Origin of the sequence: Actinophytocola glycyrrhizae (assembly GCF_042653545.1) — a bacterium.
GTDB lineage: Bacteria > Actinomycetota > Actinomycetes > Mycobacteriales > Pseudonocardiaceae > Actinophytocola > Actinophytocola glycyrrhizae.
This window is the reverse complement of sequence record NZ_JBHSIS010000002.1, coordinates 251342-270858: the sequence shown is the minus strand read 5'-3', so window position 1 is coordinate 270858 and position 19517 is coordinate 251342. Positions and strand designations below refer to the sequence as shown.

The 19517-nt window shown below is 72.1% G+C and carries 23 protein-coding genes; 9 read left to right on the top strand and 14 right to left on the bottom strand.

Translation table 11 applies throughout. From position 1 onward, the window contains the following. The first annotated feature begins 26 nt into the window (after positions 1–26). Genes ACFPCV_RS01280 through ACFPCV_RS01270 form a run of 3 tightly spaced genes read left to right on the top strand, consistent with a single transcriptional unit; the run spans position 27 to position 2091 of the window. Positions 27–950: a TIGR04222 domain-containing membrane protein gene (locus tag ACFPCV_RS01280; RefSeq protein ID WP_378053530.1), complete on the top strand. Its 924-nt coding sequence runs from the start codon at positions 27–29 to the stop codon at positions 948–950. A 5-nt stretch (positions 951–955) separates the two neighbouring features. After that, positions 956–1762, top strand: coding sequence for an MbnB/TglH/ChrH family RiPP precursor modification enzyme (locus ACFPCV_RS01275; protein ID WP_378055002.1), 807 nt, complete (start codon positions 956–958; stop codon positions 1760–1762). After that, positions 1759–2091, top strand: a complete 333-nt coding sequence (locus ACFPCV_RS01270; RefSeq protein ID WP_378053528.1) for an SCO6045 C-terminal-like domain-containing protein — start codon at positions 1759–1761, stop codon at positions 2089–2091. Before ACFPCV_RS01275 ends, ACFPCV_RS01270 begins: the two co-directional genes overlap by 4 nt. 1 nt (position 2092) lies before the next feature. Here the strand turns inward: ACFPCV_RS01270 and ACFPCV_RS01265 are convergent, their stop codons facing one another. From ACFPCV_RS01265 to ACFPCV_RS01215, 11 genes are all read right to left on the bottom strand, one after another. Next, positions 2093–2545, bottom strand: coding sequence for a hypothetical protein (locus ACFPCV_RS01265; protein WP_378053526.1), 453 nt, complete (start codon positions 2543–2545; stop codon positions 2093–2095). Positions 2546–2674: 129 nt separating this feature from the next. After that, positions 2675–3283: a class I SAM-dependent methyltransferase gene (locus ACFPCV_RS01260; protein ID WP_378053524.1), complete on the bottom strand. Its 609-nt coding sequence runs from the start codon at positions 3281–3283 to the stop codon at positions 2675–2677. A 167-nt stretch (positions 3284–3450) separates the two neighbouring features. Next, positions 3451–4260 carry a hypothetical protein gene (locus ACFPCV_RS01255; RefSeq protein ID WP_378053522.1) on the bottom strand — a complete coding sequence of 270 codons (810 nt, stop codon included), beginning with the start codon at positions 4258–4260 and terminating at the stop codon, positions 3451–3453. 43 nt (positions 4261–4303) lie between these two features. Beyond that, positions 4304–4438, bottom strand: coding sequence for a hypothetical protein (locus tag ACFPCV_RS01250; RefSeq protein ID WP_378053520.1), 135 nt, complete (start codon positions 4436–4438; stop codon positions 4304–4306). Further along, positions 4435–5349, bottom strand: a complete 915-nt coding sequence (locus tag ACFPCV_RS01245) for a DUF2330 domain-containing protein (protein WP_378053518.1) — start codon at positions 5347–5349, stop codon at positions 4435–4437. The genes ACFPCV_RS01250 and ACFPCV_RS01245 overlap by 4 nt, the downstream gene beginning before the upstream one ends. 229 nt (positions 5350–5578) lie before the next feature. Beyond that, positions 5579–5896: a hypothetical protein gene (locus tag ACFPCV_RS01240; protein WP_378053516.1), complete on the bottom strand. Its 318-nt coding sequence runs from the start codon at positions 5894–5896 to the stop codon at positions 5579–5581. A gap of 47 nt (positions 5897–5943) precedes the next feature. Further along, complete coding sequence (locus tag ACFPCV_RS01235) at positions 5944–7134, bottom strand: cytochrome P450 (protein ID WP_378053514.1); 1191 nt, start codon at positions 7132–7134, stop codon at positions 5944–5946. Continuing rightward, the gene (locus tag ACFPCV_RS01230; protein WP_378053512.1) at positions 7131–7925 is read right to left on the bottom strand and encodes an ABC transporter permease; all 795 of its coding nucleotides are present in this window, start codon (positions 7923–7925) and stop codon (positions 7131–7133) included. Before ACFPCV_RS01230 ends, ACFPCV_RS01235 begins: the two co-directional genes overlap by 4 nt. Then, positions 7922–8872 (bottom strand): ATP-binding cassette domain-containing protein, encoded by a 951-nt coding sequence (locus tag ACFPCV_RS01225; RefSeq protein WP_378053510.1) that lies wholly within the window; start codon positions 8870–8872, stop codon positions 7922–7924. Before ACFPCV_RS01225 ends, ACFPCV_RS01230 begins: the two co-directional genes overlap by 4 nt. Positions 8873–8883: 11 nt before the next feature. Beyond that, complete coding sequence (locus ACFPCV_RS01220) at positions 8884–9729, bottom strand: DUF4097 family beta strand repeat-containing protein (protein WP_378053508.1); 846 nt, start codon at positions 9727–9729, stop codon at positions 8884–8886. Positions 9730–9783: 54 nt separating this feature from the next. Further along, positions 9784–10299 carry a toxin-antitoxin system HicB family antitoxin gene (locus ACFPCV_RS01215; RefSeq protein ID WP_378053506.1) on the bottom strand — a complete coding sequence of 172 codons (516 nt, stop codon included), beginning with the start codon at positions 10297–10299 and terminating at the stop codon, positions 9784–9786. Between the two features lie 211 nt (positions 10300–10510). Between ACFPCV_RS01215 and ACFPCV_RS01210 the strand changes: the two genes are divergently transcribed. Beyond that, on the top strand, positions 10511–11530 hold the full coding sequence (locus ACFPCV_RS01210; protein ID WP_378053504.1) for a TIGR03617 family F420-dependent LLM class oxidoreductase: 1020 nt from the start codon (positions 10511–10513) through the stop codon (positions 11528–11530). Positions 11531–11610: 80 nt separating this feature from the next. Then, positions 11611–12816, top strand: a complete 1206-nt coding sequence (locus ACFPCV_RS01205) for a PP2C family protein-serine/threonine phosphatase (RefSeq protein ID WP_378053502.1) — start codon at positions 11611–11613, stop codon at positions 12814–12816. Positions 12817–12826: 10 nt separating this feature from the next. On the opposite strand, the gene ACFPCV_RS01200 is transcribed toward ACFPCV_RS01205, so the two are convergent. Continuing rightward, positions 12827–13588, bottom strand: coding sequence for an ion transporter (locus tag ACFPCV_RS01200; RefSeq protein WP_378053500.1), 762 nt, complete (start codon positions 13586–13588; stop codon positions 12827–12829). 159 nt (positions 13589–13747) lie between these two features. On the opposite strand from ACFPCV_RS01200, the gene ACFPCV_RS01195 reads away from it, so the two are divergent. Together ACFPCV_RS01195 and ACFPCV_RS01190 are read left to right on the top strand one after the other, a co-directional pair. Continuing rightward, the gene (locus tag ACFPCV_RS01195; RefSeq protein WP_378053498.1) at positions 13748–14269 is read left to right on the top strand and encodes an SRPBCC family protein; all 522 of its coding nucleotides are present in this window, start codon (positions 13748–13750) and stop codon (positions 14267–14269) included. Positions 14270–14775: 506 nt separating this feature from the next. Further along, on the top strand, positions 14776–15843 hold the full coding sequence (locus ACFPCV_RS01190; RefSeq protein WP_378053496.1) for a M23 family metallopeptidase: 1068 nt from the start codon (positions 14776–14778) through the stop codon (positions 15841–15843). An 84-nt stretch (positions 15844–15927) separates the two neighbouring features. Here the strand turns inward: ACFPCV_RS01190 and ACFPCV_RS01185 are convergent, their stop codons facing one another. Continuing rightward, on the bottom strand, positions 15928–16167 hold the full coding sequence (locus tag ACFPCV_RS01185) for a hypothetical protein (RefSeq protein WP_378053494.1): 240 nt from the start codon (positions 16165–16167) through the stop codon (positions 15928–15930). A gap of 142 nt (positions 16168–16309) precedes the next feature. Then, positions 16310–16882 carry a copper resistance CopC family protein gene (locus ACFPCV_RS01180; RefSeq protein WP_378053492.1) on the bottom strand — a complete coding sequence of 191 codons (573 nt, stop codon included), beginning with the start codon at positions 16880–16882 and terminating at the stop codon, positions 16310–16312. A gap of 162 nt (positions 16883–17044) precedes the next feature. Between ACFPCV_RS01180 and ACFPCV_RS01175 the strand changes: the two genes are divergently transcribed. Together ACFPCV_RS01175 and ACFPCV_RS01170 are read left to right on the top strand one after the other, a co-directional pair. After that, positions 17045–18469, top strand: coding sequence for a hypothetical protein (locus ACFPCV_RS01175; protein ID WP_378053490.1), 1425 nt, complete (start codon positions 17045–17047; stop codon positions 18467–18469). Beyond that, positions 18466–19428, top strand: a complete 963-nt coding sequence (locus ACFPCV_RS01170) for a hypothetical protein (RefSeq protein WP_378053488.1) — start codon at positions 18466–18468, stop codon at positions 19426–19428. Before ACFPCV_RS01175 ends, ACFPCV_RS01170 begins: the two co-directional genes overlap by 4 nt. Positions 19429–19517: the final 89 nt, after the last annotated feature.

The following is a 19517-nucleotide window of genomic DNA, read 5'->3' as shown; positions in this document are numbered from 1 at the left end:
CGACATCCTCGGGGAGGGGTAGCGGCATGCACCCATGGGGCCTGTCCGGGCCGGATTTCCTCTGGCTCTACGTCGCCGGCCTGGTCGCCGGGCTCGTCGTGGCGATCGGCACGCGCATGAAGGTGCGCAGGCCGGGGCAGGCCGAACCACCCGGCCGTCTCGACGTGACCGAGCTGGGGTTCCTCGGCGGGGGGCCGGTGAACGCGGTCCAGGTCGCGGTCGCACGCCTGTACCGTGCCGGGCTCGTCCGGGTCAACCGCGGCGGCAAGGTGTCGGCGACCAGCCGTGCCACGACCACGGGGCACCCGCTGGACGACGCCGTGCTGGCCGAGCTGACCCGGCCGAGGGTGGTGGCCGAGCTGGTCAAGAGGAAGCAGGTCGAGGCCGCGGTCGAGAACGCCGGCGCGGCGCTGGTGCGCCGTGGCCTGCTGGTCTCGCCCGCCGACGCGATCCGGACGCGACGGCTCGGCCCCGTCCTGCTGTACGTGGTGTTCGCCGTCGGGACCGTGCGCTGGATCAACGGCGTGGCCAACGACCTGCCGGTCGGCTACCTCACGTTGCTGCTGGCGGCGACGCTCGTCGCGGTGTTCCTCCTGAACGCCAGGTCCCTGTCCGCGCCCAAGGCCCGCACGGTGCACGGCGACCGCGTGGTGACCGAGGTGCGGCGGCGGGGAGCCGCCGCCGACCAGCTGGAGCGGGCGGCGGTGACCGGCCCGCGCGTGCTCGAGGACTCCGACCTGTCCAACGCCCTCGCACTCGCCGTCCCGGTCGCGCTCACACCGGTCGCGTGGAGCTACGCCTCCGCCGGTTCGTACTCGACCCACCTGCCCGCGAACGCCGCCGGCTCCTCGGGCGGCGGGCACTCGTGCGGCGCCGGTGCGTCCTCGTCCTCGTCGTGCGGCAGCAGCTCGTCCTGCGGTGGCGGCGGGTGCGGCGGCGGCTCGTCGTGACCGGTGTGCCCCGGCTGGGCGTCGGCATCGGCTGGCGACCCGAGATCGACCTGACCGTCGAACGGCTGCCCGGTGTCGACTTCGTCGAGGTCCTCGCCGAGAACATCCGGCCAGGGCCGCTTCCCGAGTCGCTGGCCGTGCTGCGCGCCCGCGGCGTCCCCGTGGTCGCGCACGCGGTGTCGCTGTCCCTCGGCGGCGCGGAACCGGTGGACCGCACCCGGGTCGAGCACCTCGCCACGGTCGCGGCCGCGGTCGACGCGCCGCTGGTCAGCGAGCACGTCGCGTTCACCCGCGCAGGCGGCCTCGACAGCGGGCACCTGCTGCCCGTGCCACGGACCCGCGACGCGCTGAACGTGCTGGCGGACAACGTGAAACGCGCACAGGCGGACCTGCCGGTGCCGCTCGCGCTGGAGAACATCGCGGCCGTGTTCGACTGGCCGGACAACGAGCTGACCGAGGGCCAGTTCCTCGCGGAGCTGACCGACCGCACCGGCTGCCTGCTGCTGGTCGACGTGGCCAACCTGTACGCCAACGCCGTCAACGTCGGCACCGCGCCCGCGACGTTCCTCGACGAGCTGCCGCTGGAGCGGCTCGCCTACGTGCACGTCGCCGGCGGCGTCACCCACGACGGGATCTACCACGACACCCACGCACACGCGGTGCCGAACGAGGTGCTGGACGTGCTGGCCGGACTGTGCGCGCGGACCGACCCGCCCGGTGTGCTGCTGGAACGCGACGACGACTACCCGGCCGACGCCGACCTGGCCGCCGAGGTCGCCGCGATCCGCGCCGTCGTCGAGCGCGGGCGATGACCGCGCGGGACGAACTCGCCGAGCGGCAGCTGGCACTGGTGCGCGCACTGCTCGCCGGTGGCCCGGTACCCGCCGGGTTCGACGCCCGTCGCGTCGGTGTCGAGGCGGCCGCGCTCCGGTCGAAACGCCGCTCGGTCGCGGCTCACCTGCGCCCCGACCTGGCCGACCTCCTCGACGACCGGTTCGGTCCGTTGTTCGACACGTGGGCCCGCGACCACCCCAAGCCCGCCGACCTGTCCTTCCGTGCCGACCTCGACCGCTTCGAGACCTGGCTGTACGAAGGAGGCCACCTCGAACGGCCCCGCCGCCGGTGGCCGTGGCACCGGTGACTCACCCGGCGGGAACCACGGCCTCCGCCGCCCGCGCCCTGGCGGGCCGGTGGTGCGAGCAGGTGTACTCGTCCCTGCGCAGCAGCATCGCCACGACCATGGCCGGGGTCATCAGCACGTGGCCGACCACCATGACGGCCGCCGAGCCGGCCAGGCCGGTCAGGTAGAACGGGTACATCACCAGGAACGGCACGAACATCGCCAGGCACATCTGCGCGGTCGCCTGCCAGCCGCAGCCGCGGAAGCGCATCCAGGCCGCCATGCCGATGCTCATCGTCGTGGCCATCACCAGCGTGCTCGGCACGGTCAGCTCGTTCAGCGCCGACCAGCCGAGCCAGTCGAACAGCGCCCCGGCCGGCATGCCCAGCGCGAACATGCCGACGAACATCGCGACGGTCATCTCCAGCAGGTGCTGGACGAAGTTCCAGGTCGGGCCCTTGACCACGGGTTTCACGGCGGCACCTCCGGCCGTTCGGATACCGCTACCGGGTATCTGTACCGGATGAAAATACCACCGGGGGGTATAGCGGGCGCAAGGGGAGATTCGCGAAGTGCGCGGCAGTCTCCCGGCTGCCGATCGGGGTCAGCCCGCCGGGCGCAGGACCGCGACGAGGAAGTCGGCGTCCGCCGCGAACGGCCGCAGGTCCCAGGTGGACAGCAGGAGGTCCGGTTCGAGTCCGGCGGCCGCGGCGTCGGCGAAGAACTCGTCGAACGGGTAGCCGCGTTCCGCGCCGAACCCGATCACGGCCCGGCCGTCGTCGGCCAGGTGCGCGCGGAACCGCACGAGCACCTCCCGGCGGGTGCTCGGCGCGAGGAACGTCATCACGTTCCCCGCGCACACGAGCGCGTCGAACGGCGCGGTGACGCCCCGCGCGGGCAGGTCCAGCTCGGCGAGGTCGCCGACCAGCCACCGCGGCCCGGGGTGGTCCTGCTCGGCGGCCTCGACGAGCGCCGGGTCGACGTCGACGCCGACCACCTCGTGACCGGCCGCGGCCAGCGCGCCACCGACCCGCCCCGGCCCGCACCCGGCGTCGAGGATCCGCGCACGGCGCTGCACCATCGCGTCCACGAGGCGGGCTTCTCCGGCGAGATCGTCACCGGCACGCGCCATGGACCGGAACCGTTCGACGTACCAGGCGGAGTGACCGGGGTTGTCGGCGACCTTCCGCATCCAGAGGCTTTGTTCGACCATGTCCGCCATTATGGGGAGCGCGGTGCGACGAGACGGAGGCGGACGTGTCCCAGGCGCTCCTGTGCTGCTCGGCGCGGTGGTGATCCTCGGCGCCGGTCGAGCTGCGACAGGTCCGGCAGGACACCGACCGCGACCTGACACGCCTGCGCTACGACGTGGTGCGCTGGTCAGGCGAGCATGCGCAGCAGCGCCGCGGTCAGCGCCGCGACGAACGCGTCCCTGGTGCCGGGCGGAACGCGGTCGAGGGACAGGAACGGGTTGAGGTCCTCCAGTTCCACGAGCAGCAGGTCGCCGTCCTCGGTGCGGCACGCGTCGACGCGCTGGATGCCGTGGTCGACGGTGTTCCAGTCGACGAACCGCTGCGCGAACGCCAGATCGGCGGCGGTCGGCTCGTAGGGCACGAGGTCCCACCGCCTGCCGGGGTCCGGGGCGTGGAGCGCGTACTGGAAGGTGTGGTCGACGAAGTAGAACGACACCTCGTAGCGGAAAGGGACCCGTGGCTGGATCAGCTGCCCGGTGACCGCGCCCAGTTCGGCGCGGGGCACGAACCGCAGGCCGACCGAGTCGGCGCCCAGCTTCGGCTTGACCACGTACTCGGGCACATCGGGCAGCGATCCGACGTCCTCGACCCGGTCGACGGTCGGGATCACCGGGTAGCCTGCCGCGGTCAGGTCCAGCAGGTACTGCTTGCCTGCCATGTCGGCTCTGCCGGAGAGCTGGCTGAACACCCTGGTCCCGGACTCGAGCGCCACGCGGCGGAACTCCGCGTACTGCTCGGCGTAGTGCAGCACCGGCCCGCTGTTGCGCACGAGGACGAGGTCGAACCCGGCCATCAGCGGCGCGGCGTCGAGCGGGTGGCACATGGCGACGGCGAAGTCGGCGCGCAGCCGGGCGGCGAGGTCGATGTCCTCGTCCCGGTACGTGCGCCCCGCGGCCGGGTAGCCGAGATCGGTGACGAGCAGCAGACGCGGTCTCACATCAGGGACGTTAGATGACTGGTTCCAAGACGATCAGGGGCGGTCACGGCCGGTGATCGTCCACTCGCGACCTGCGACGCAGGAGGAGCACCGTCGCCGCGACGACGCCCGCGGCGAGCACGCCCCCGGCGGCCAGCGCCGGCACCGGCGGCCACGACGAGGAGACGTACTTCGTCACCACGACGACCCGCGGTACGGCTCGTCGGTCGCCGCGTCGGTGATCCGGATGTCGCTCGTGATGTGCTCTGGCAGGAAAACGCCGTCGTAGCGGGTGAGGAAACGGGGCCCGGTCAGTGCTTTCGCGAGTTCCGGGTGTGCGGCGGCCGGCGTGACGCGACCGGCGAACGTCAGTTCCGGCTCGGGGCCTTCCGGTGCCGGGTTGCTGACGTCGACCCGGTGGTCGGCGAGGACGTATAGGCGCAGCGGCTGCACGTGTTCGGCGGTCGCGGACAGCCGCATCGGGTAGACGGGAGTGTCCGTCTCGAACGACACCCGCATCGGCGGCAGCCCGTCCTCGAGACTCCCCGACGACGGTGACAGCCGCACCGCGACCACGAGCCAGCCCTCCGCGAGGTACGGGGTGAGCGCACCGGACAGGTCGGCGGGCATCGTGAAACCGTTGTCGTCCAACCATGCCGTCACCGCGGTGGCGTCGCTGCCCGCGAGCTGCGCGACGTCGTACGGGCCGACCTCGACGTGGTCGACGACGGTGGCGCCGCCGTCGCCGGCGGCCGCTCCGCCCGCGCCGTCACCGTCGACGACGACCTCTTCCACCTGCACGTCCGGCTTGCTGATCTCGTCGAGCTCGGCGAACAGGTCCGCGTCGGCCACCTCGAACCGCGCCCTGGCAGGCACCGGCATCAGGAACGCCGCCTCGTCCGCGGTCGAGCGCGCCAGCACGGAAAGGGTGATCGACTCCGTGCGCCCGTTCAGGTCGACCAGCGCGGTCTCCTGTTGCGCGGAGAGCTTGTCGTCGGCGACGAACGCGCCGCACGCGCACGCACCCGACTCCGCCGGGGCGAAGGTCACCAGCATCGCGGCCTGCGCCGCCACGACCGCGGCCCTGGCCGCACCACCACCGATCGACATGGCCGTCGGACGCCCAGGGCCGGGCTGGGGTTCCGCGACGTGTCCCTTCGTGACCGAGGCGGTGTCCGCCGCTACCGTGAACTGTGGCGCCCCCGGTCACCGGCCGAAGAAGCCCGCGAGACCGGGCAGGGGCCGTGGCGAGCGGCCCGGGGTGGCGTCCACTTCCCGTTCCCGGACGCCCCCGGTCACCCTCGCTGGTAGGACGGGACGGGTGTGCGGTGAGCCCGCGTCACGACCGTTCGACGTGTGCGCGGACGTGGGTGCCGGTCTCGTCCGTCCAGCCCTTGCGTGCCGCGTAGGCGACCATGCCCGCGAGGTCGTCCTCCCACGTCGCGCCCACGTTCCCGGCCGCGTAGGCGCGGATCGCGTCCACCGGCACCATCAGGTCGCCGTCGGGCAGCAGTTCGCCGAGGCCGGCCGCCCGGACCCGCGCGGCGAGCTCCTCGCCGTCGAGTCCGGGCGGGCAGACCGCGTGGAACGCGGTCACGTCCCGCGGTTCCACCAGTTCGGCCGAGTCCATCGTGATCCGGAAGTACACGTCTGCCATCGTCGCCACCGCACCGTCGGCGGTTCAACCGGGAGGTTGCTCGGCTCTCACACGTCCCACGCGACGGGCAGCTCGTGCACGCCGTAGAGGTTCGAGTCGGTGCGCATCGGCACCTGTGCCGGGTCGACGGCGAGGCGCAACGTGGGGAACCGCGTGAACAGCGCAGGGAACGCGACCCGCATCTCCACCCTGGCGAGCTGCTGGCCGAGGCACTGGTGCGCGCCGTAGCCCAGCGCGACGTGCCCAGCCGCGCGGCGGGACAGGTCCAGCGTGTCGGGGTCCGGGTAGCGCGCCGGGTCGCGGTCGGCCGCCTGCATGGAGATCGTGACCGTCTCGCCCGCCCGCACCAGCTCGCCACCCAGCTCGACGTCGGTCCGTGCGGCGCGGAGGCCGGTGTGCGCGATCGTCAGGTACCGCAACAGTTCCTCGACCGCCTGCTCCGGTGTGGTCCAGCCGGAGCGCAGGTCGGCGAGCTGCTCGGGATGGGTCAGCAGCGCGAACGTGCCCAGCGCCAGCATGTTCGACGTGGTGTCCAGCCCGGCGCCCAGCAGGAAGCTGCCGAGCCCACCCAGTTCCACGTCGTCGAGGTCGCTGCTGGTGAGGTCGCTCAACAGGTCGTCGGTCGGTGCCGCGCGCTTGGCCCGCACCAGGTCGTGGAGGTACTCGTACAGCGCGGTGACCGCCGCGCCCTTCGCCTCCGGCTCCGCGCTCGTCGCCGTCAGGACCAGGGCCTGCTCCTGGAAGAACTCGTGGTCGGCGTAGGGCACGCCGAGCAGCTCGCAGATCATCAGCGCGGGCACCGGCTGCGCGAACGCGGGCACGAGGTCGGTCGGCGGGCCCTGCCGCGCCATGTCGTCCAGCAGTTCCGCACACACCTGCTTCACCCGGTCGGTGAGCAGGTTCATCCTGCGGACCGTGAACTTCCCGGCGAGCAGCTGCCGGAACCGGGTGTGCTCCGGCGCGTCCATGCCGGTCATGTCGCCGGGCGGCGCGGGCGGCAGCTCCCCAGGAGCACCGGGCAACGGGAAGTGCATCAGCTCGTAGCGGGCGCTGAACCGGTCGTCGGCGAGCACCGCGCGGACCAGCTCGTGACCCGTCACGAGCCAGCCGACGTGCCCGTCCGGGTAGACCATCCGCACCAGCGGCCGGGACTCGCGCAGCTCGGTCAGCTCGGTCGGCGGGTCGAACGGGCAACCCGCGGGTCGTGCCGTCGGCAATCCCTCGATCGGCGCGCTCACCGGTTCCGCTCCTTCGCGAACAGTGACCTCGACCAGAAGTAGCCGGTCGCCGTGATCACCACGCACCAGCCGACGGTGAGCAGTCCGCTGTTGCCGATCCCGGTGCCCAGCAGCAGCCCCCGGATGGTCTCGATGATCGGGGTGAACGGCTGGTACTCGGCGAACCAGCGCAGCCACGCCGGCATCGACTCGGCGGGTACGAACCCACTGCCGACGAAGGGGAGCAGCGTGAACACCATCGGGGTGTTGCTCGCGGTCTCCACGCTCTTCGCCTTCAGGCCGAGCGCAACCGCGAACCAGGTGAGGGCGAGCGTGACGAGCAACAGCACGCCGGTCGCGGCGAGCCACTCGACGGCGCCGGCGGTGGGGGAGAAGCCGATGAGCAGCGCCACCGCGAGCACCACCGCAAGCGCGAGCGCGGTCTGCAGGATCGTGCCGATGACGTGCCCGGTCAGCATCGAGGACCGGCTGATCGCCATGGTGCGGAAGCGGGCGATGATGCCCTCGGTCATGTCCGTCGCGACGGAGATGGCGGTGCCGAGGATGGCGCTGGTGATGGTGATGAGCAGGATGGCCGGCGTGACGTAGCCGATGTACTCCGCGCGGCCTCCCGCGCCACCCGCACCCAGCCCGTTGCCCAGCGTGCCGCCGAAGACGTAGACGAACAGCAGCAGCAGGATGATCGGCTGGCCGAGGAGCATGATCGTCAGCGACGGGTAGCGCTGCATGTGCCGCATGTTGCGGCGCAGCATGGTCGTCGAGTCCCGCAGCGCGTAGGACATCGTGGTCATTTCGCAGGCTCCTTGCTGGCTTCGGTCCGGTGACCGGTGAGGCTGAGGAAGACGTCGTCGAGGTCGGGGGTGTGGACGGTGAGGCGCTCGACCGCGACGGAGTCGGTGTCGAGCCGGTCGAGCACACCGCGCAGCGCGGCGACGGTGCCGTCGGTCGGCACCCGCAGCGCGAGGTTCTCCTCGTCCGATGTGGACACGCCGAGCGCGAGTTCCGCGCGCTGCAGGGAAACGGCGTCCGGGAACCGCAGCCGCAGGTGCCCGCCCGGCACGCGGCGCTTCAGCTCGTCCGGTGTGCCCTGCGCGACGATCCGCCCGCCGTCGAGCACTGCGATCCGGTCGGCGAGCTGGTCGGCCTCGTCGAGGTACTGCGTGGTGAGGAAGATCGTCACGCCGTTCGTGACCAGGTCGCGGATGATGTCCCACATGGTGCGGCGGCTGCGCGGGTCGAGACCGGTGGTCGGCTCGTCGAGGAAGATCACCTCGGGGTCGCCGACGAGCGTCATCGCCAGGTCGAGCTTGCGGCGCATGCCGCCCGAGTAGGTGCCGGGTGTCTTCTTCGCGGCCTCGGTGAGGTCGAACCGGTCGAGCAGTTCGGCGGCGCGCCCGCGCCCCTCGCGGCGTGGCAGGTGGTGCAGGTCCGCCATGAGGAACAGGTTCTCCTCGCCGGTGAGCAGGTTGTCGACGGCGGAGAACTGGCCGGTGAGGCCGATCGCGGCGCGGACGCCGTCCTGGTCGGTCGCGAGGTCGTGCCCGGCGACCGACGCGGTGCCCGCGTCCGGTTTGACCAAAGTGGACAGTATGTTGACCGCGGTGGTCTTGCCCGCGCCGTTGGGCCCGAGCAACGAGAAGACGGTGCCGGACGGGACGTCCAGGTCGATGCCGTCCAGCACCACCTTGTCGCCGTAGGACTTGCGCAGGCCGGTCGCGGAGATGGCCGGATGATTCATGTTTCCCCCTGTCAGGAACGGTGAACGGTGATGTCGCCGAAGGACGTGCTCGCGCGCACCTCGACCGTGTCGGTCGCGGCGCCGGGTGTGGTGCTCGCGTCCATCTCGTTGTTGACGCGGCCGAAGCGGGTCTTCACGTCGAGCCACGCGGCGCTGCCGTCGCGGATGCCGATCTCGATGTCGCCCATGGCGGTCTCGAGGGTGACCGCGCCGCGGACGGCGCCGAGCACGCGGACCGAGCCGTTGGCCGTCCTGGCCTCGACGCTGTCCGCCGCCTGCTCGACGACGATGTCGCCGTTGGCGGAGCGGACCCGCACCGCGCCGCCCGCCGAGCCGATCGTGGTGGTGCCGTTGGAGTTCTTGACCACGCCGGTGCCGGTGACCGCACCCACCTGCACCCGCCCGGAGCTGGTGCTGATGTCGGCGTTGCCCGCCACCTGGCCGACGACGACGTTGCCGGTCGCGGTGTGCAGGTGCAGCTCGCCGGTCTCCTCGAGCTGGATGTGCCCGGTGCCCGACTTGTAGCGGGTGCCGCCGAGCCTGCCGGTGGCGTGGAGGTCGCCGAGGCCGGTGCTGCCGAGCACCTCGGAGCCTGCGGGCAGCTCGACGGTCACCTCGATCGACCGCGACTTGTTGCTGAAGTCGAGCGGCCACATCTTGGGTCCCTTGACCGTCAGCGTGCCGTTCGAGAACTCGACACGGGTCCCCTCGGCCGCCTTGATGTCGGAGGCGTCGCCCGCGTTGCTCGGGCGGACCTCGACGGTCGTCTCGGTGCGGTCGCTCGCGATGACGTGGACGTTGCCGACGACCGGTTCGAGGTTGGCGACGATGGGTTCCGGGGTGGCGTAAGAAGGCATGGCTGTCCCCTCAGAGGTGGTGTGGTGGGTGTTCGTGCTGGTGGTGCGGTCGGGTCAGCTGACCCAACCGGTGTAGCGCTGGGAGATCCGGCGACCGCCCTTCGGCAGTGCCTGCTCCGGCTGGGCCAGCGCGGCGGTCGCGGCGCGGACGAGCCAGGCGTTGACCGACCGGCCCTCCGCCGCGGCCGCGGCCTCGACGCGGGCCTTCAGCTGTTCGGTCAGGCGGAGGTTGATCCGCACCATCGCGCTGTCGTCGTCGGGCAGCGCGACGTCCTCGGGTTCGGGCGCCGGTGCGGCGGGCTCCGGCCCGGCCGCCGGCGTCTCGACGGTGTGCGGTGTGACGGCGAACGCGGCGTCGCCCGCGCGGAGCCGGACCTCGACCGACCCCGGCGCGAGCTCGCGGGTGATCTCGTCCGCCGCGGCCGACAGGGCGTCGAGCAGCGTGAGGCGGATCGACGATGCCAGCGGCGCGGTCAGCCGCTCCGCGAGCGCACGGGCGTCGTCGCCGCCCGCCTCCGCGGCGATGGCGAGCTCCCGGCGAACGTTGTCCACGAAGGGCGTCAGATCCATGATGCCATCATGGCACACCGGTGGTGCCATGACAAGCGCAGAGTGGTGTCATGTGGTGCCACTCTGTCGAAGTTCGGATGAAACAGCAGGTAGGAGTCAGGTATGGATGGCATCAACGTGGCTCTGAGGGCGATCCTCGTGGTGTCGACCGTGCGGCTGCCCGGCCTGACTGGGCAGCTACAGTCGGCCCGACTGGCCGGAGGGAGGCACCATGCTGGTGGACGGCAACATCGGCGGTGTCGTCGACGGGACCGCGGGCGGCAGCGTCCACGAGATCGACGCGCAGGTGGCGCAGGCACGGCGGATCGGCCTCGACGGCGTGTGGACGACGGAGACGAGCCGCGACCCGTTCCTGCCCCTGCTGCTCGCCACGCAACGCGCGCCGGAGCTGACCGTGGGCACGGCCGTCGCGGTGGCGTTCGCCCGCAACCCGATGACGGTCGCCGTCACCGCGAACGACCTGCACGCGATGAGCGGCGGCCGCTTCGTGCTCGGGCTCGGTTCCCAGGTGTCGGCACACATCACCCGCCGGTTCAGCATGCCGTGGTCCAACCCCGCGGCACGGATGCGGGAGTTCGTGCTCGCGCTGCGCGCGATCTGGTCCTCCTGGCAGACGGGGGAGCGGCTGCGCTTCACCGGCGAGTACTACTCCCACACCCTGATGCCGCCGCTGTTCCGCCCCGACCCCAACCCGCACGGCACCCCGCCGGTGGTGCTCGCCGCGGTCGGCCCCCGGATGACCAGGGTCGCCGCCGAGGTCGCCGACGGGCTGCTGGTGCACAGCCTCACCTCGGAGCGCTACCTCCGCGAGGTGACGCGCCCCCAGCTCACCGGGCACGCGCCCGGGTTCACCGTCTGCTACCCGGGGCTCGTCGCGACCGGCGCCGACGAACGCACCTTCGCGGCGGCGGTCGCCAAGGTGCGCGAGCAGATCGCCTTCTACGCCGCCACCCCCGCCTACCGCGCCGTGCTGGACCTGCACGGCTGGGGCGACCTCCACACCGAGCTGCACCGCCTGTCCCGGCGGGGCGACTGGGACACGATGACCGGTCTGGTCGACGACACCGTCCTGCGCACGTTCGCCGTCGTCGGCGAGCCCGCCGAGGCCGGCGCCGAGATCGCCGGCCGGTACGCCGGTCTCGTGGACCGGTTTACGCTGTACACCCCGTACCCCCTGGACGAACCGACACGGGCCGCCGTCGTGTCGTCGGTACGCGACAAGGCGGGCTGAGACGTCGGGAGGATGATCAGCGCCGGACGCGGCGCACTATCTTTGGCTTTCACGGTGGAACGGGTGTAGGGGTTGACGGCATGGGCAACGACGCGGCGGACAGACGGCTTCGCGTGCTCGAGGCCGTCACGGACACCGCCCTGATGGAGTTGCACCTCGACAAGCTGCTCGAGGTGCTGCTCTGGCGCGTGCACGAGCTGTTCGAGGTGGACACCGTCACCGTGCTGCTCGTCGACGCGAGCGGTGACCGGCTCGTCGCCACGGCGAGCGCGGGCCTGGACGAAGAGGTGTACCAGGGTGTGCGGGTGCCGATCGGCCGCGGCTTCGCCGGCCGGGTGGCGCGGCTGCGGGAGCCGGTCCAGATCGAGCGGATCGACCCATCGACGGTGATCAACCCGATCCTGTGGGAGCGGGGGTTGCGGGTCCTGCTCGGCGTGCCGATGGTGGCGCAGGGCGAGTTGGTCGGCGTGATGCACGTGGGCAGCACCTCGCCGCGCCGGTTCCCCGACGAGGACATCGACCTGCTGCGGCTGGTCGCGGACCGCGTCGCGCTGGCGGCCTACCTGCACCGGTCGCGTTCCGAGCAGATGGCCGCCTCGGTGCTGGTCGACAGCCTCCTGCCGACGAGGCTGCCGACCACCGACGGGTGGGAGGTGGCCGGCCGGTACGTCCCCGGCGCCGACATCGGTGTCGGAGGCGACTGGTACGACGTGTTCCCGCTGCCCGACGACCGCATCGGGATCGTGATCGGCGACGTCGTCGGCAACGGCCTGCCCGCGGCGATCGTGATGGGGCGGCTGCGCAGCGCGCTGCGTGCCTACGCGCTGGAGTTCGACGACCCGGCCGAGGTGCTCGGCAAGCTCGACCGCAAGGCCAGCCACTTCGAGCGCACCACGATGGCGACGGTCGGCTACGCGGTCGTCGACACCGCGGCCGCGCGCATGGAGCTGTCGCTGGCCGGGCACCTGCCACCGCTCGTCGCGATGCCGGGTGAGGAGACGTGGTTCGTCGACGCGCCCGTCGGCCTGCCCGTCGGCTACGGGATGGCCGTCACCGGCCGCCCCGCCATCACCGTCGACCTCCCCCCTGGCGCGTTGGCCGCCTTCTACACCGACGGCCTGGTCGAGCGCCGGGGCACCGACATCGACGACCGCCTCGAACTGTTGCGTGCCGGCGTGCGCCCCGGCCCGGTGGAGGCGGTGTGCGCCCGCGTGATGGCGGAGCTGGTCGGCGGGGAACCGGCCAACGACGACATCGCGATCGTCGCCGTCCACCACACCGAGTGACCGGCCGCGGTCACACCCGCCGCTGCTCGTCCCGGTCGACCGCCGCCTGGATCTGGTCGAGGTTCTCGCGCAGGCTGTCGGCGATCATCTCGTCGGTGCGCGGGTCGGCGAGCATCTCCAGCACGACCCGGATCGCCGTGTCGGTGATCGCGCCGAGGATCTCGTCGTGGAACGGGAGGCGCCGCAGCCGTCCGGCCGCCGGGTCCGCCTTGATCTTGTCGAGCACCATCTGCCGCAGCTCGCCCTGGTTGTCAGCGAGCGCGCGGCTGATGTTCTTCGCGTAGTGGCCGGTCTGCAGCACGGCCGCCACCTCGCTGAGGACCGCGACGGTGACCGGTTTCCTGATGACGTCGATGACCGTGCCGAGGAACCGGTTCACCAGCCGCTGGGTCACGGCGTCGCCGACGCTGCGGTCCACCGCCCTGCCGAGCCTGGCCACCAGCACGACCACGCGGACCAAGCGGAACGCCCGCAGCGCCGGATGCGAGACCGGGATCATCCCGACGACCTCGAACCAGTTCCGGACGAGGAACCGCCAGCTCCAGCCCGTCATGCGCCAGCGCCACACGAACTCGACGAGGAACACCGCGCAGATCCCGACGTCGATCCTGAACAGCAGCAGCTCGGTCTCCCTGGGCGGCCCGGTCACCCAGATCCACACCAGCATGCCGACCGACACGATCGCGAGCGCCACCATCAGCCAGTCCACCGCGCGCACGCGGTGGATCCGGCTCGGCACGTCCGCCGGTTGTCCGTGCGTCTGTGCGTACATCGTGCGGGGCACCTCCGGGGAAGATCGGCGGCGCCCATCCTGAACCACCGGAGCGTGGTCCGCACAGTCGCGCACCGCTGAGCCGCTGCTGGACAGTCCTTGACGCTTCCGCACGGCACTGGTGGGGTCGACAGTGGGGGCACTACTGGGAGGTGCGGTGTGACCGTGACGAGCGTGACGAGCGCGACGAGTGTGCGGGACAAGCGGGCCTATACCGAACCGCTGGCGACCGGCGAGGTGTCGATCAACGCAACCCCGGCGGCGGTGTACGGGCTCGTCAGCGATCCCGTGCTGATGGCGGGGCTCGCCGAGGAGTTCTACAAGGCCCGCTGGATCCGGGGTGCGACCGGACCCGCCGTCGGCAACTGGTTCAAGGGCAGCAACCGCAACGGGTGGCGGCGCTGGGTGACCCACGCGGAGATCACCGAGGCCGATCCGGGGCGCCGCTTCGCCTACCGGGTGCGCACCCAGTTCCTCGTGCCGATCTCCCGCTGGGAGTACGACATCACGCCGGAAGACGGCGGCTGCCGCCTTGCCGTGAAGAACTGGCTGCGAGCGCCCGTCTGGTTCGTGCCGATCGCCATCTTCATCACCGGCCAGCGGGACCGTCCCGGCACGAACCGCGCCAACATCGAGACCACGCTGCTGCGCCTCAAGGAACACGTCGAGGCAGGCGCATAGGCCTTCGCTCGTCCGCCGCCCAGCGTGACCGCCACGAACGTGAGCCACCCGCCGATGCCCCGAAAGACGCAGGGCATCGAGCGTCCCGAACGTCGTTCAGGGCATGGCCCGCACCCACACGGCGCCCGTCGGGCACTCGCAGGGGTTGTGAAAGGCGCGTTCACGGACTTTCGAGTGCCGTCAATGGGCCGTTCAGGGCGCTCAGCGCCCTGAACGCGCCTTTCAGGGCATCAGCCACGCCGCCAACGCGCCTTTCACAGCACCAAACCCCGGGAGTGCCGGCGAGCGGAGGAGCGAGACCTTCGAGCCGACACGGCCGGCCGGATGACTGCACCCTGTCAATCGCCGTGCGCATTACGTGTCGTCGCCGTTACCGGAACGTTGTGATTCATCTCAAGTTATCTGGCTCACGGCCCGTGCGGCGTGCATAGTCGGCGGCGCCCCCGCCCCTGGGTGCCTCCGGTGTTCCCCCGCACCGCGCACCCCGACCATCCCTGGAGTTCCCTATGGGTGCGCGTCGACGCCTGACGCGGGCCACGTTCGCGGCACTCGTCGCTTCGTTGACCGCGGCGACCGTGCTGACCGGCCCGACCGCGGTCGCCGCTCAGCCCGTCTCGATCGAGGACCAGATCGCACTGGCCGACGCCGAGCTCGAGGCGACGCAGAAGCAGCTCGCCGACACCTTCCAGGTGTTCACCGCCGCGGAGACCAAGCTCCGGCAGTTGAACGCCGCGGTGGCGACCGCGCAGGACAAGGTGAGCAAGACCCGCGCGGAGGCCGACGCGGCCGCCGCGCGGGAGCGTTCCGCGCGGACCGAGTTCGACGAGTTCGCCTCCGCGAGCTACCGCCACGGCAGCGGCCTGTTCTCCGCGCGTGCCTACGTCGGCGCGGACAGCCCCTCGGACCTGCTGGACCGGGCGTCGATGATCTCGATGCTGGCAGGCAAGAACAACGTCGTCATGGACGCCACGCAGGCGGCCGTGGTGGCGAAGACCGAGGCCGACCGTGCGGCGCAGGCCGCGCTCGGCCAGGTGAAGCAGCAGCGCGACGCCGCGAACGCCGCGAAGGTGACGGCCGAGAAGGCATACCGGGCGGCGGTCGCCGCGCAGGACGCGGCCAAGGCCGAGACGGAGCAACTGGCCAACCGCAGGGCCGGGCTCGCGGTGCAGAGCAACGTGATCGACGTGACCGGCGGTGTGGTGCTGCCCGCGGTGGGCACGCTCACCTCCACCTACGGCGCCCGCTGGGGCACCATCCACTACGGCATCGACATCGCCAACAGCATCGGCACGCCCATCCGGTCCGCCATGGCCGGTGAGGTGATCGACTCCGGTCCGGCGAGCGGCTTCGGGCTGTGGGTCCGCGTGCAGCACGCGGACGGGCTGGTCACGGTCTACGGTCACATCAACGAGTCGCTGGTGAGCGTCGGCCAGCAGGTCGCCGCGGGCGAGCAGATCGCGACGCTCGGCAACCGGGGTCAGTCGACCGGTCCCCACCTGCACTTCGAGGTGCACCAGGACGGCAGCAAGATCGACCCGCTGCCGTGGCTGCGCGGCCACGGGGTCGACATCTGACGAGCAAGGACTCGACCACCGTTGTCAACCGGACGCAACCAGGGATGATGGTCGTGCGTGCACGGAACGGGTCCTGAGGTGGCGTCAGTCGGCGCGGAGGTGGCAGTCGTCGCTGTCGCAGGAAGCCAGGCGGTAGGCGGGCACCAGGTGCGTGCCGGAACCGGACAGCGCCACCCAGGCCGATCCTGGGCGCAGGTCAGGGGCGCGTGCGACGACCTCGCCGTGTTCGCCGTGGTACCGGCCGCCGGTCACGAGCACGTGGAGGCCGTCCGGTAGTCCGGAGACGTGGGCAGGCGGCACGAGTCCACCGTCCGCTGTGAACATTCCTCAACCTCATTGCGACCCGACGGGTCTTGTGTCGAGTATCGCGACCACAGGCGCGATGATCCAGAGGCGAAGGTCCCTTCCCGGTGTCCGGCCGAGCACCGACTGGACCGGCTACCGCGGCACCCACCGCGGGCTGGCCTCAGGCGCGCCCGGCCCGCCCCAGTCGTAGCGCCACGGCCACACCGACGGCGAGCGCGACGACCGCGCCGAGCACCCACACCCAGCCGGGCAGCCCACCGTCGTCGTCCGTGGACCGCGCAGCGGCGGGTGCTGCCGACGTGGTGGCCGCCGGGGCCTCGGTAGTCGTGGCTGTCGTCGTGGTGGTCGTCGCGGGTGGGTTCGCGACGGCGGTGACGGTGAACGTGACCGCGCCGGTCACCTCGTCGCCGTCCTGTGAGACCACCTCGTAGACCAGGTTGTACGTGCCGGCGGGCCCGCTCGCCGTCACCGGCGCCGTCACCACGGGCCCGGCGACCGAGGGGGTGCCGACGGTCCACGACGTGCCGTCGGGCCCGGTGACCGTGACGGGCTTCGCGCCGAGGGTGACCGGCTGGTTGAACGTCAGCTCGACCTGCTGGGGTGGTGCCGCCAGCGTGGCGCCCTTGGCCGGGTCGCTCCCGATGAGCTCGGCGTGCGCGGCCGCCGGTGTCGCGGTGACCACGACCGCGAGGCCGCTGAGCAGGAACACGGTCGCGAGTCGGCGCAGGCTCATCGCGGATCTCCACAGGGGTGTCGGCGGGGCGGGGCAACCATCCTGCACCACCACGCCGACGCGGTGACCGACGCCCGAGGACCGGCCAGGAGAAACAGCACGTTCCCCGACGTTTCGCGGGACCCGCCCCACCGGGTCTGTCCGGTTTGGAATGCTGCGGGGGTGCGCGTGATCCTCGTCTGCCTGCTCGCGGCCTGCTGGCTCACGGCCGCGCCCACGCCTGCCGCCGCCCAGCCCGGCGTCCGGGTCGACCCAGGGCCGATCGTCGCCGCGTTGACGAACGGGGAGCGGCTCGTCCGCGCACCCGGCACGGTCGCCCGCTTCGACGAGGCGCGGGTGCTCGAGGAGCTGGGACAGGCCGTCCGCCTGGTCGTGCTGCCCTACGTGGACTACGACCTCTACCCGAGGGAGGGCGACCACAGCCAGTACTTCGAGCTGGTCACCAGGCCGATCCTCGCCTGGTCGCTGGACCGGAAGGTGCCGGTCGTGGTGGTGACCGGCCTGGACGTGACGATGTACAGCGGACCCTCGACACTCGACCACCGGCTGCCCGCCGACTTCGACGAGCTGCGCACCACCACCGCCACCATGGACATCACCGAACGGCTGGTCGTGCTCGCCCGATTCGGGCGCGGGCTCCCGCCCGCCGTCGCCGAGGACGTGGACTTCGTCCACCCCGCCCCGGTGCCCGCACCGCCGGACCGGGTGGCGGAGGTGGTCGCCGCGCTGCGTGCGCACCCCGTCCACAACGCACCCGGCCGGGCCGACGTCATCGAGGACCGGATCGTCACGGTCGCGCGCGAGGAGTACGGCCTCGGCGTCCGCGTCGCCGCGTTCCCCGGCCTCGCGCCGGGGCAGCCGGTGACCGACTACGCCACCCCGCTCGGCGCGGCGTTCCCGGACGACGTGGTGCTGGTGCTGCACGGCGGCTGGCTCGACGTCGTCGCCCCGGACCAGGCCAAGGCGCTCGCGGCCCGCGCGTTCGCCTACGGCGACGCCAACCTCTCGCTGCTGTCGTCCGGCAGCCGCGGCCACTCCCTGCTGAGCGACACGCTCAAGCGGCTGGACCTGCTGATGACCGAGACTGCGTGGGGCTTCCCCCAGCCGCCGCCCCAGCCGAGAGCGGTGCCGTTCGAGGTGCGGCGGGCGGTGTCGGCGCTCGCGCCGTGGGTGCTCGTCGGTTCGGCCGTGGTGATCTCGGGCGCTGGGGTGCTGCGGCACCGCAGGCGGGCCGCGGCCGCGGCCGCCGACGAGGAGCGGGCGCTGCGTGCCGAGAGCGCGTCGGCGATGGCGGCCATCGGCGATCTCGGTGCCAGGGTGCTGACGGCGGAGGAGGGCGGCGAACCCGTCGACCCGGCCGCGGCCGAACGGCACACCACCGCCAGGCTGCTCTACGACCAGGCGCACACGTCGGTGGCGATGACCGAGGTCCGCCTGGTCGCCGAGGAAGGCCTCGCGCTGCTGACCGAACCGGAACCCGTCGAGGCACCAGCCGCCGCGGTCCGGCCCAAGCGGCGCAGGCGGAAGAAGGCCAAAGCGGCCAGGAAGGACACCGGGACCCGTCCGGTCTGGAGGAAGGCCCGGTGAGCGGCGGGACGAAGCGGTGGCTCGGCGTCCCCCGCTGGCTGTACGCCGCCGTGGCACTCGCGGCCGTGGTCAGCGCGCTCGTGTTCGGCTTCTCCTCCGCACCGCCCGAGCCGGTGTCCGCGCAGGCGCGGAAGGTCGTCGAGGGTCTGCGCACCACGTCGGTGTACGAGGAGCCGGGCGGGCCGGGGATCGTTGACGCGCAGCGGTCCCGCGAGCTGATCGGCGACCGGGCCATCGTGCTGGTGCTGCTCGCCAGGCCGCTGCCGGACGACCCGACCCACACGACCGACCCGCGTGCGGAGCGGTGCGCCGAGATCGCCGACCTGGTCGCCACCTCCGTGGTGATCCTGTACGCGTTCGACGGCGCCGGCGAGTACGACGCCGAGTACTGCGTCGGCCCGGAGTTCGTGAACGCCGACAACCCGGTCGACGAGGAGGACTACGTGACGGGCGTGGTCGGCGGGGTCCACCTCGGCACGCACTTCCGGGTCACCGACACCGACAAGTTCGCCGAGGTCGAGGAGTACGTCTACACCTTCGACCAGTACACGATGCGGGACAGCCCGAACGGGGTGCCGCGCCGCGGCGTGGTCGTGCCACCGCCGCCGACCCCCGACGCGTTGCAGGCATGGCAGGTCGTGCTCGCGCTCGGCGGCATCCTCGCGGGCACGGTGGCGCTGTTCGTGCTGCTGCGCACGGCAGGCGGGTTCGCGGGCGCCCGGCGGACCCGGGTGGCCGCGAACCGGACCAGGGCCGGGGAGGTCGACGCGCGGCTCAACCGGCTCGCCGCCACCGTCCTGCACCCGGGGAAGCCGGCGAACGCGCGGGACGCGCGCAGGCAGGCCGACCTCGCCGAGCGGTACGTGCTGCTGCTGCGCGACGTGGAATCGGCGCGGACCGCGGCGCGGTTGACCGAGGTCGAACGGGAGCTGACCGAGCTGGAGGCAGCCGCCCGTTGACGCGGTGACCAGCGTCTTCCGCCGACATGATCAAAATGTCGGTGGTTCCCGATACCTTGCGCCCGTGCGTCGCCGAGGAGTTCGGCAGT

What these genes read in the sequence shown, in the direction of transcription:
- ACFPCV_RS01280 (WP_378053530.1), top strand. Translation starts at nt 27, where the DNA reads ATGCACCCATGGGGCCTGTCCGGGCCGGATTTCCTCTGGCTCTACGTC.
- ACFPCV_RS01270 (WP_378053528.1), top strand. Translation starts at nt 1,759, where the DNA reads ATGACCGCGCGGGACGAACTCGCCGAGCGGCAGCTGGCACTGGTGCGC.
- ACFPCV_RS01260 (WP_378053524.1), bottom strand. Translation starts at nt 3,283, where the DNA reads ATGGTCGAACAAAGCCTCTGGATGCGGAAGGTCGCCGACAACCCCGGT.
- ACFPCV_RS01245 (WP_378053518.1), bottom strand. Translation starts at nt 5,349, where the DNA reads ATGTCGATCGGTGGTGGTGCGGCCAGGGCCGCGGTCGTGGCGGCGCAG.
- ACFPCV_RS01240 (WP_378053516.1), bottom strand. Translation starts at nt 5,896, where the DNA reads ATGGCAGACGTGTACTTCCGGATCACGATGGACTCGGCCGAACTGGTG.
- ACFPCV_RS01230 (WP_378053512.1), bottom strand. Translation starts at nt 7,925, where the DNA reads ATGACCACGATGTCCTACGCGCTGCGGGACTCGACGACCATGCTGCGC.
- ACFPCV_RS01225 (WP_378053510.1), bottom strand. Translation starts at nt 8,872, where the DNA reads ATGAATCATCCGGCCATCTCCGCGACCGGCCTGCGCAAGTCCTACGGC.
- ACFPCV_RS01220 (WP_378053508.1), bottom strand. Translation starts at nt 9,729, where the DNA reads ATGCCTTCTTACGCCACCCCGGAACCCATCGTCGCCAACCTCGAACCG.
- ACFPCV_RS01215 (WP_378053506.1), bottom strand. Translation starts at nt 10,299, where the DNA reads ATGGATCTGACGCCCTTCGTGGACAACGTTCGCCGGGAGCTCGCCATC.
- ACFPCV_RS01210 (WP_378053504.1), top strand. Translation starts at nt 10,511, where the DNA reads ATGCTGGTGGACGGCAACATCGGCGGTGTCGTCGACGGGACCGCGGGC.
- ACFPCV_RS01205 (WP_378053502.1), top strand. Translation starts at nt 11,611, where the DNA reads ATGGGCAACGACGCGGCGGACAGACGGCTTCGCGTGCTCGAGGCCGTC.
- ACFPCV_RS01200 (WP_378053500.1), bottom strand. Translation starts at nt 13,588, where the DNA reads ATGTACGCACAGACGCACGGACAACCGGCGGACGTGCCGAGCCGGATC.
- ACFPCV_RS01190 (WP_378053496.1), top strand. Translation starts at nt 14,776, where the DNA reads ATGGGTGCGCGTCGACGCCTGACGCGGGCCACGTTCGCGGCACTCGTC.
- ACFPCV_RS01185 (WP_378053494.1), bottom strand. Translation starts at nt 16,167, where the DNA reads ATGTTCACAGCGGACGGTGGACTCGTGCCGCCTGCCCACGTCTCCGGA.
- ACFPCV_RS01180 (WP_378053492.1), bottom strand. Translation starts at nt 16,882, where the DNA reads ATGAGCCTGCGCCGACTCGCGACCGTGTTCCTGCTCAGCGGCCTCGCG.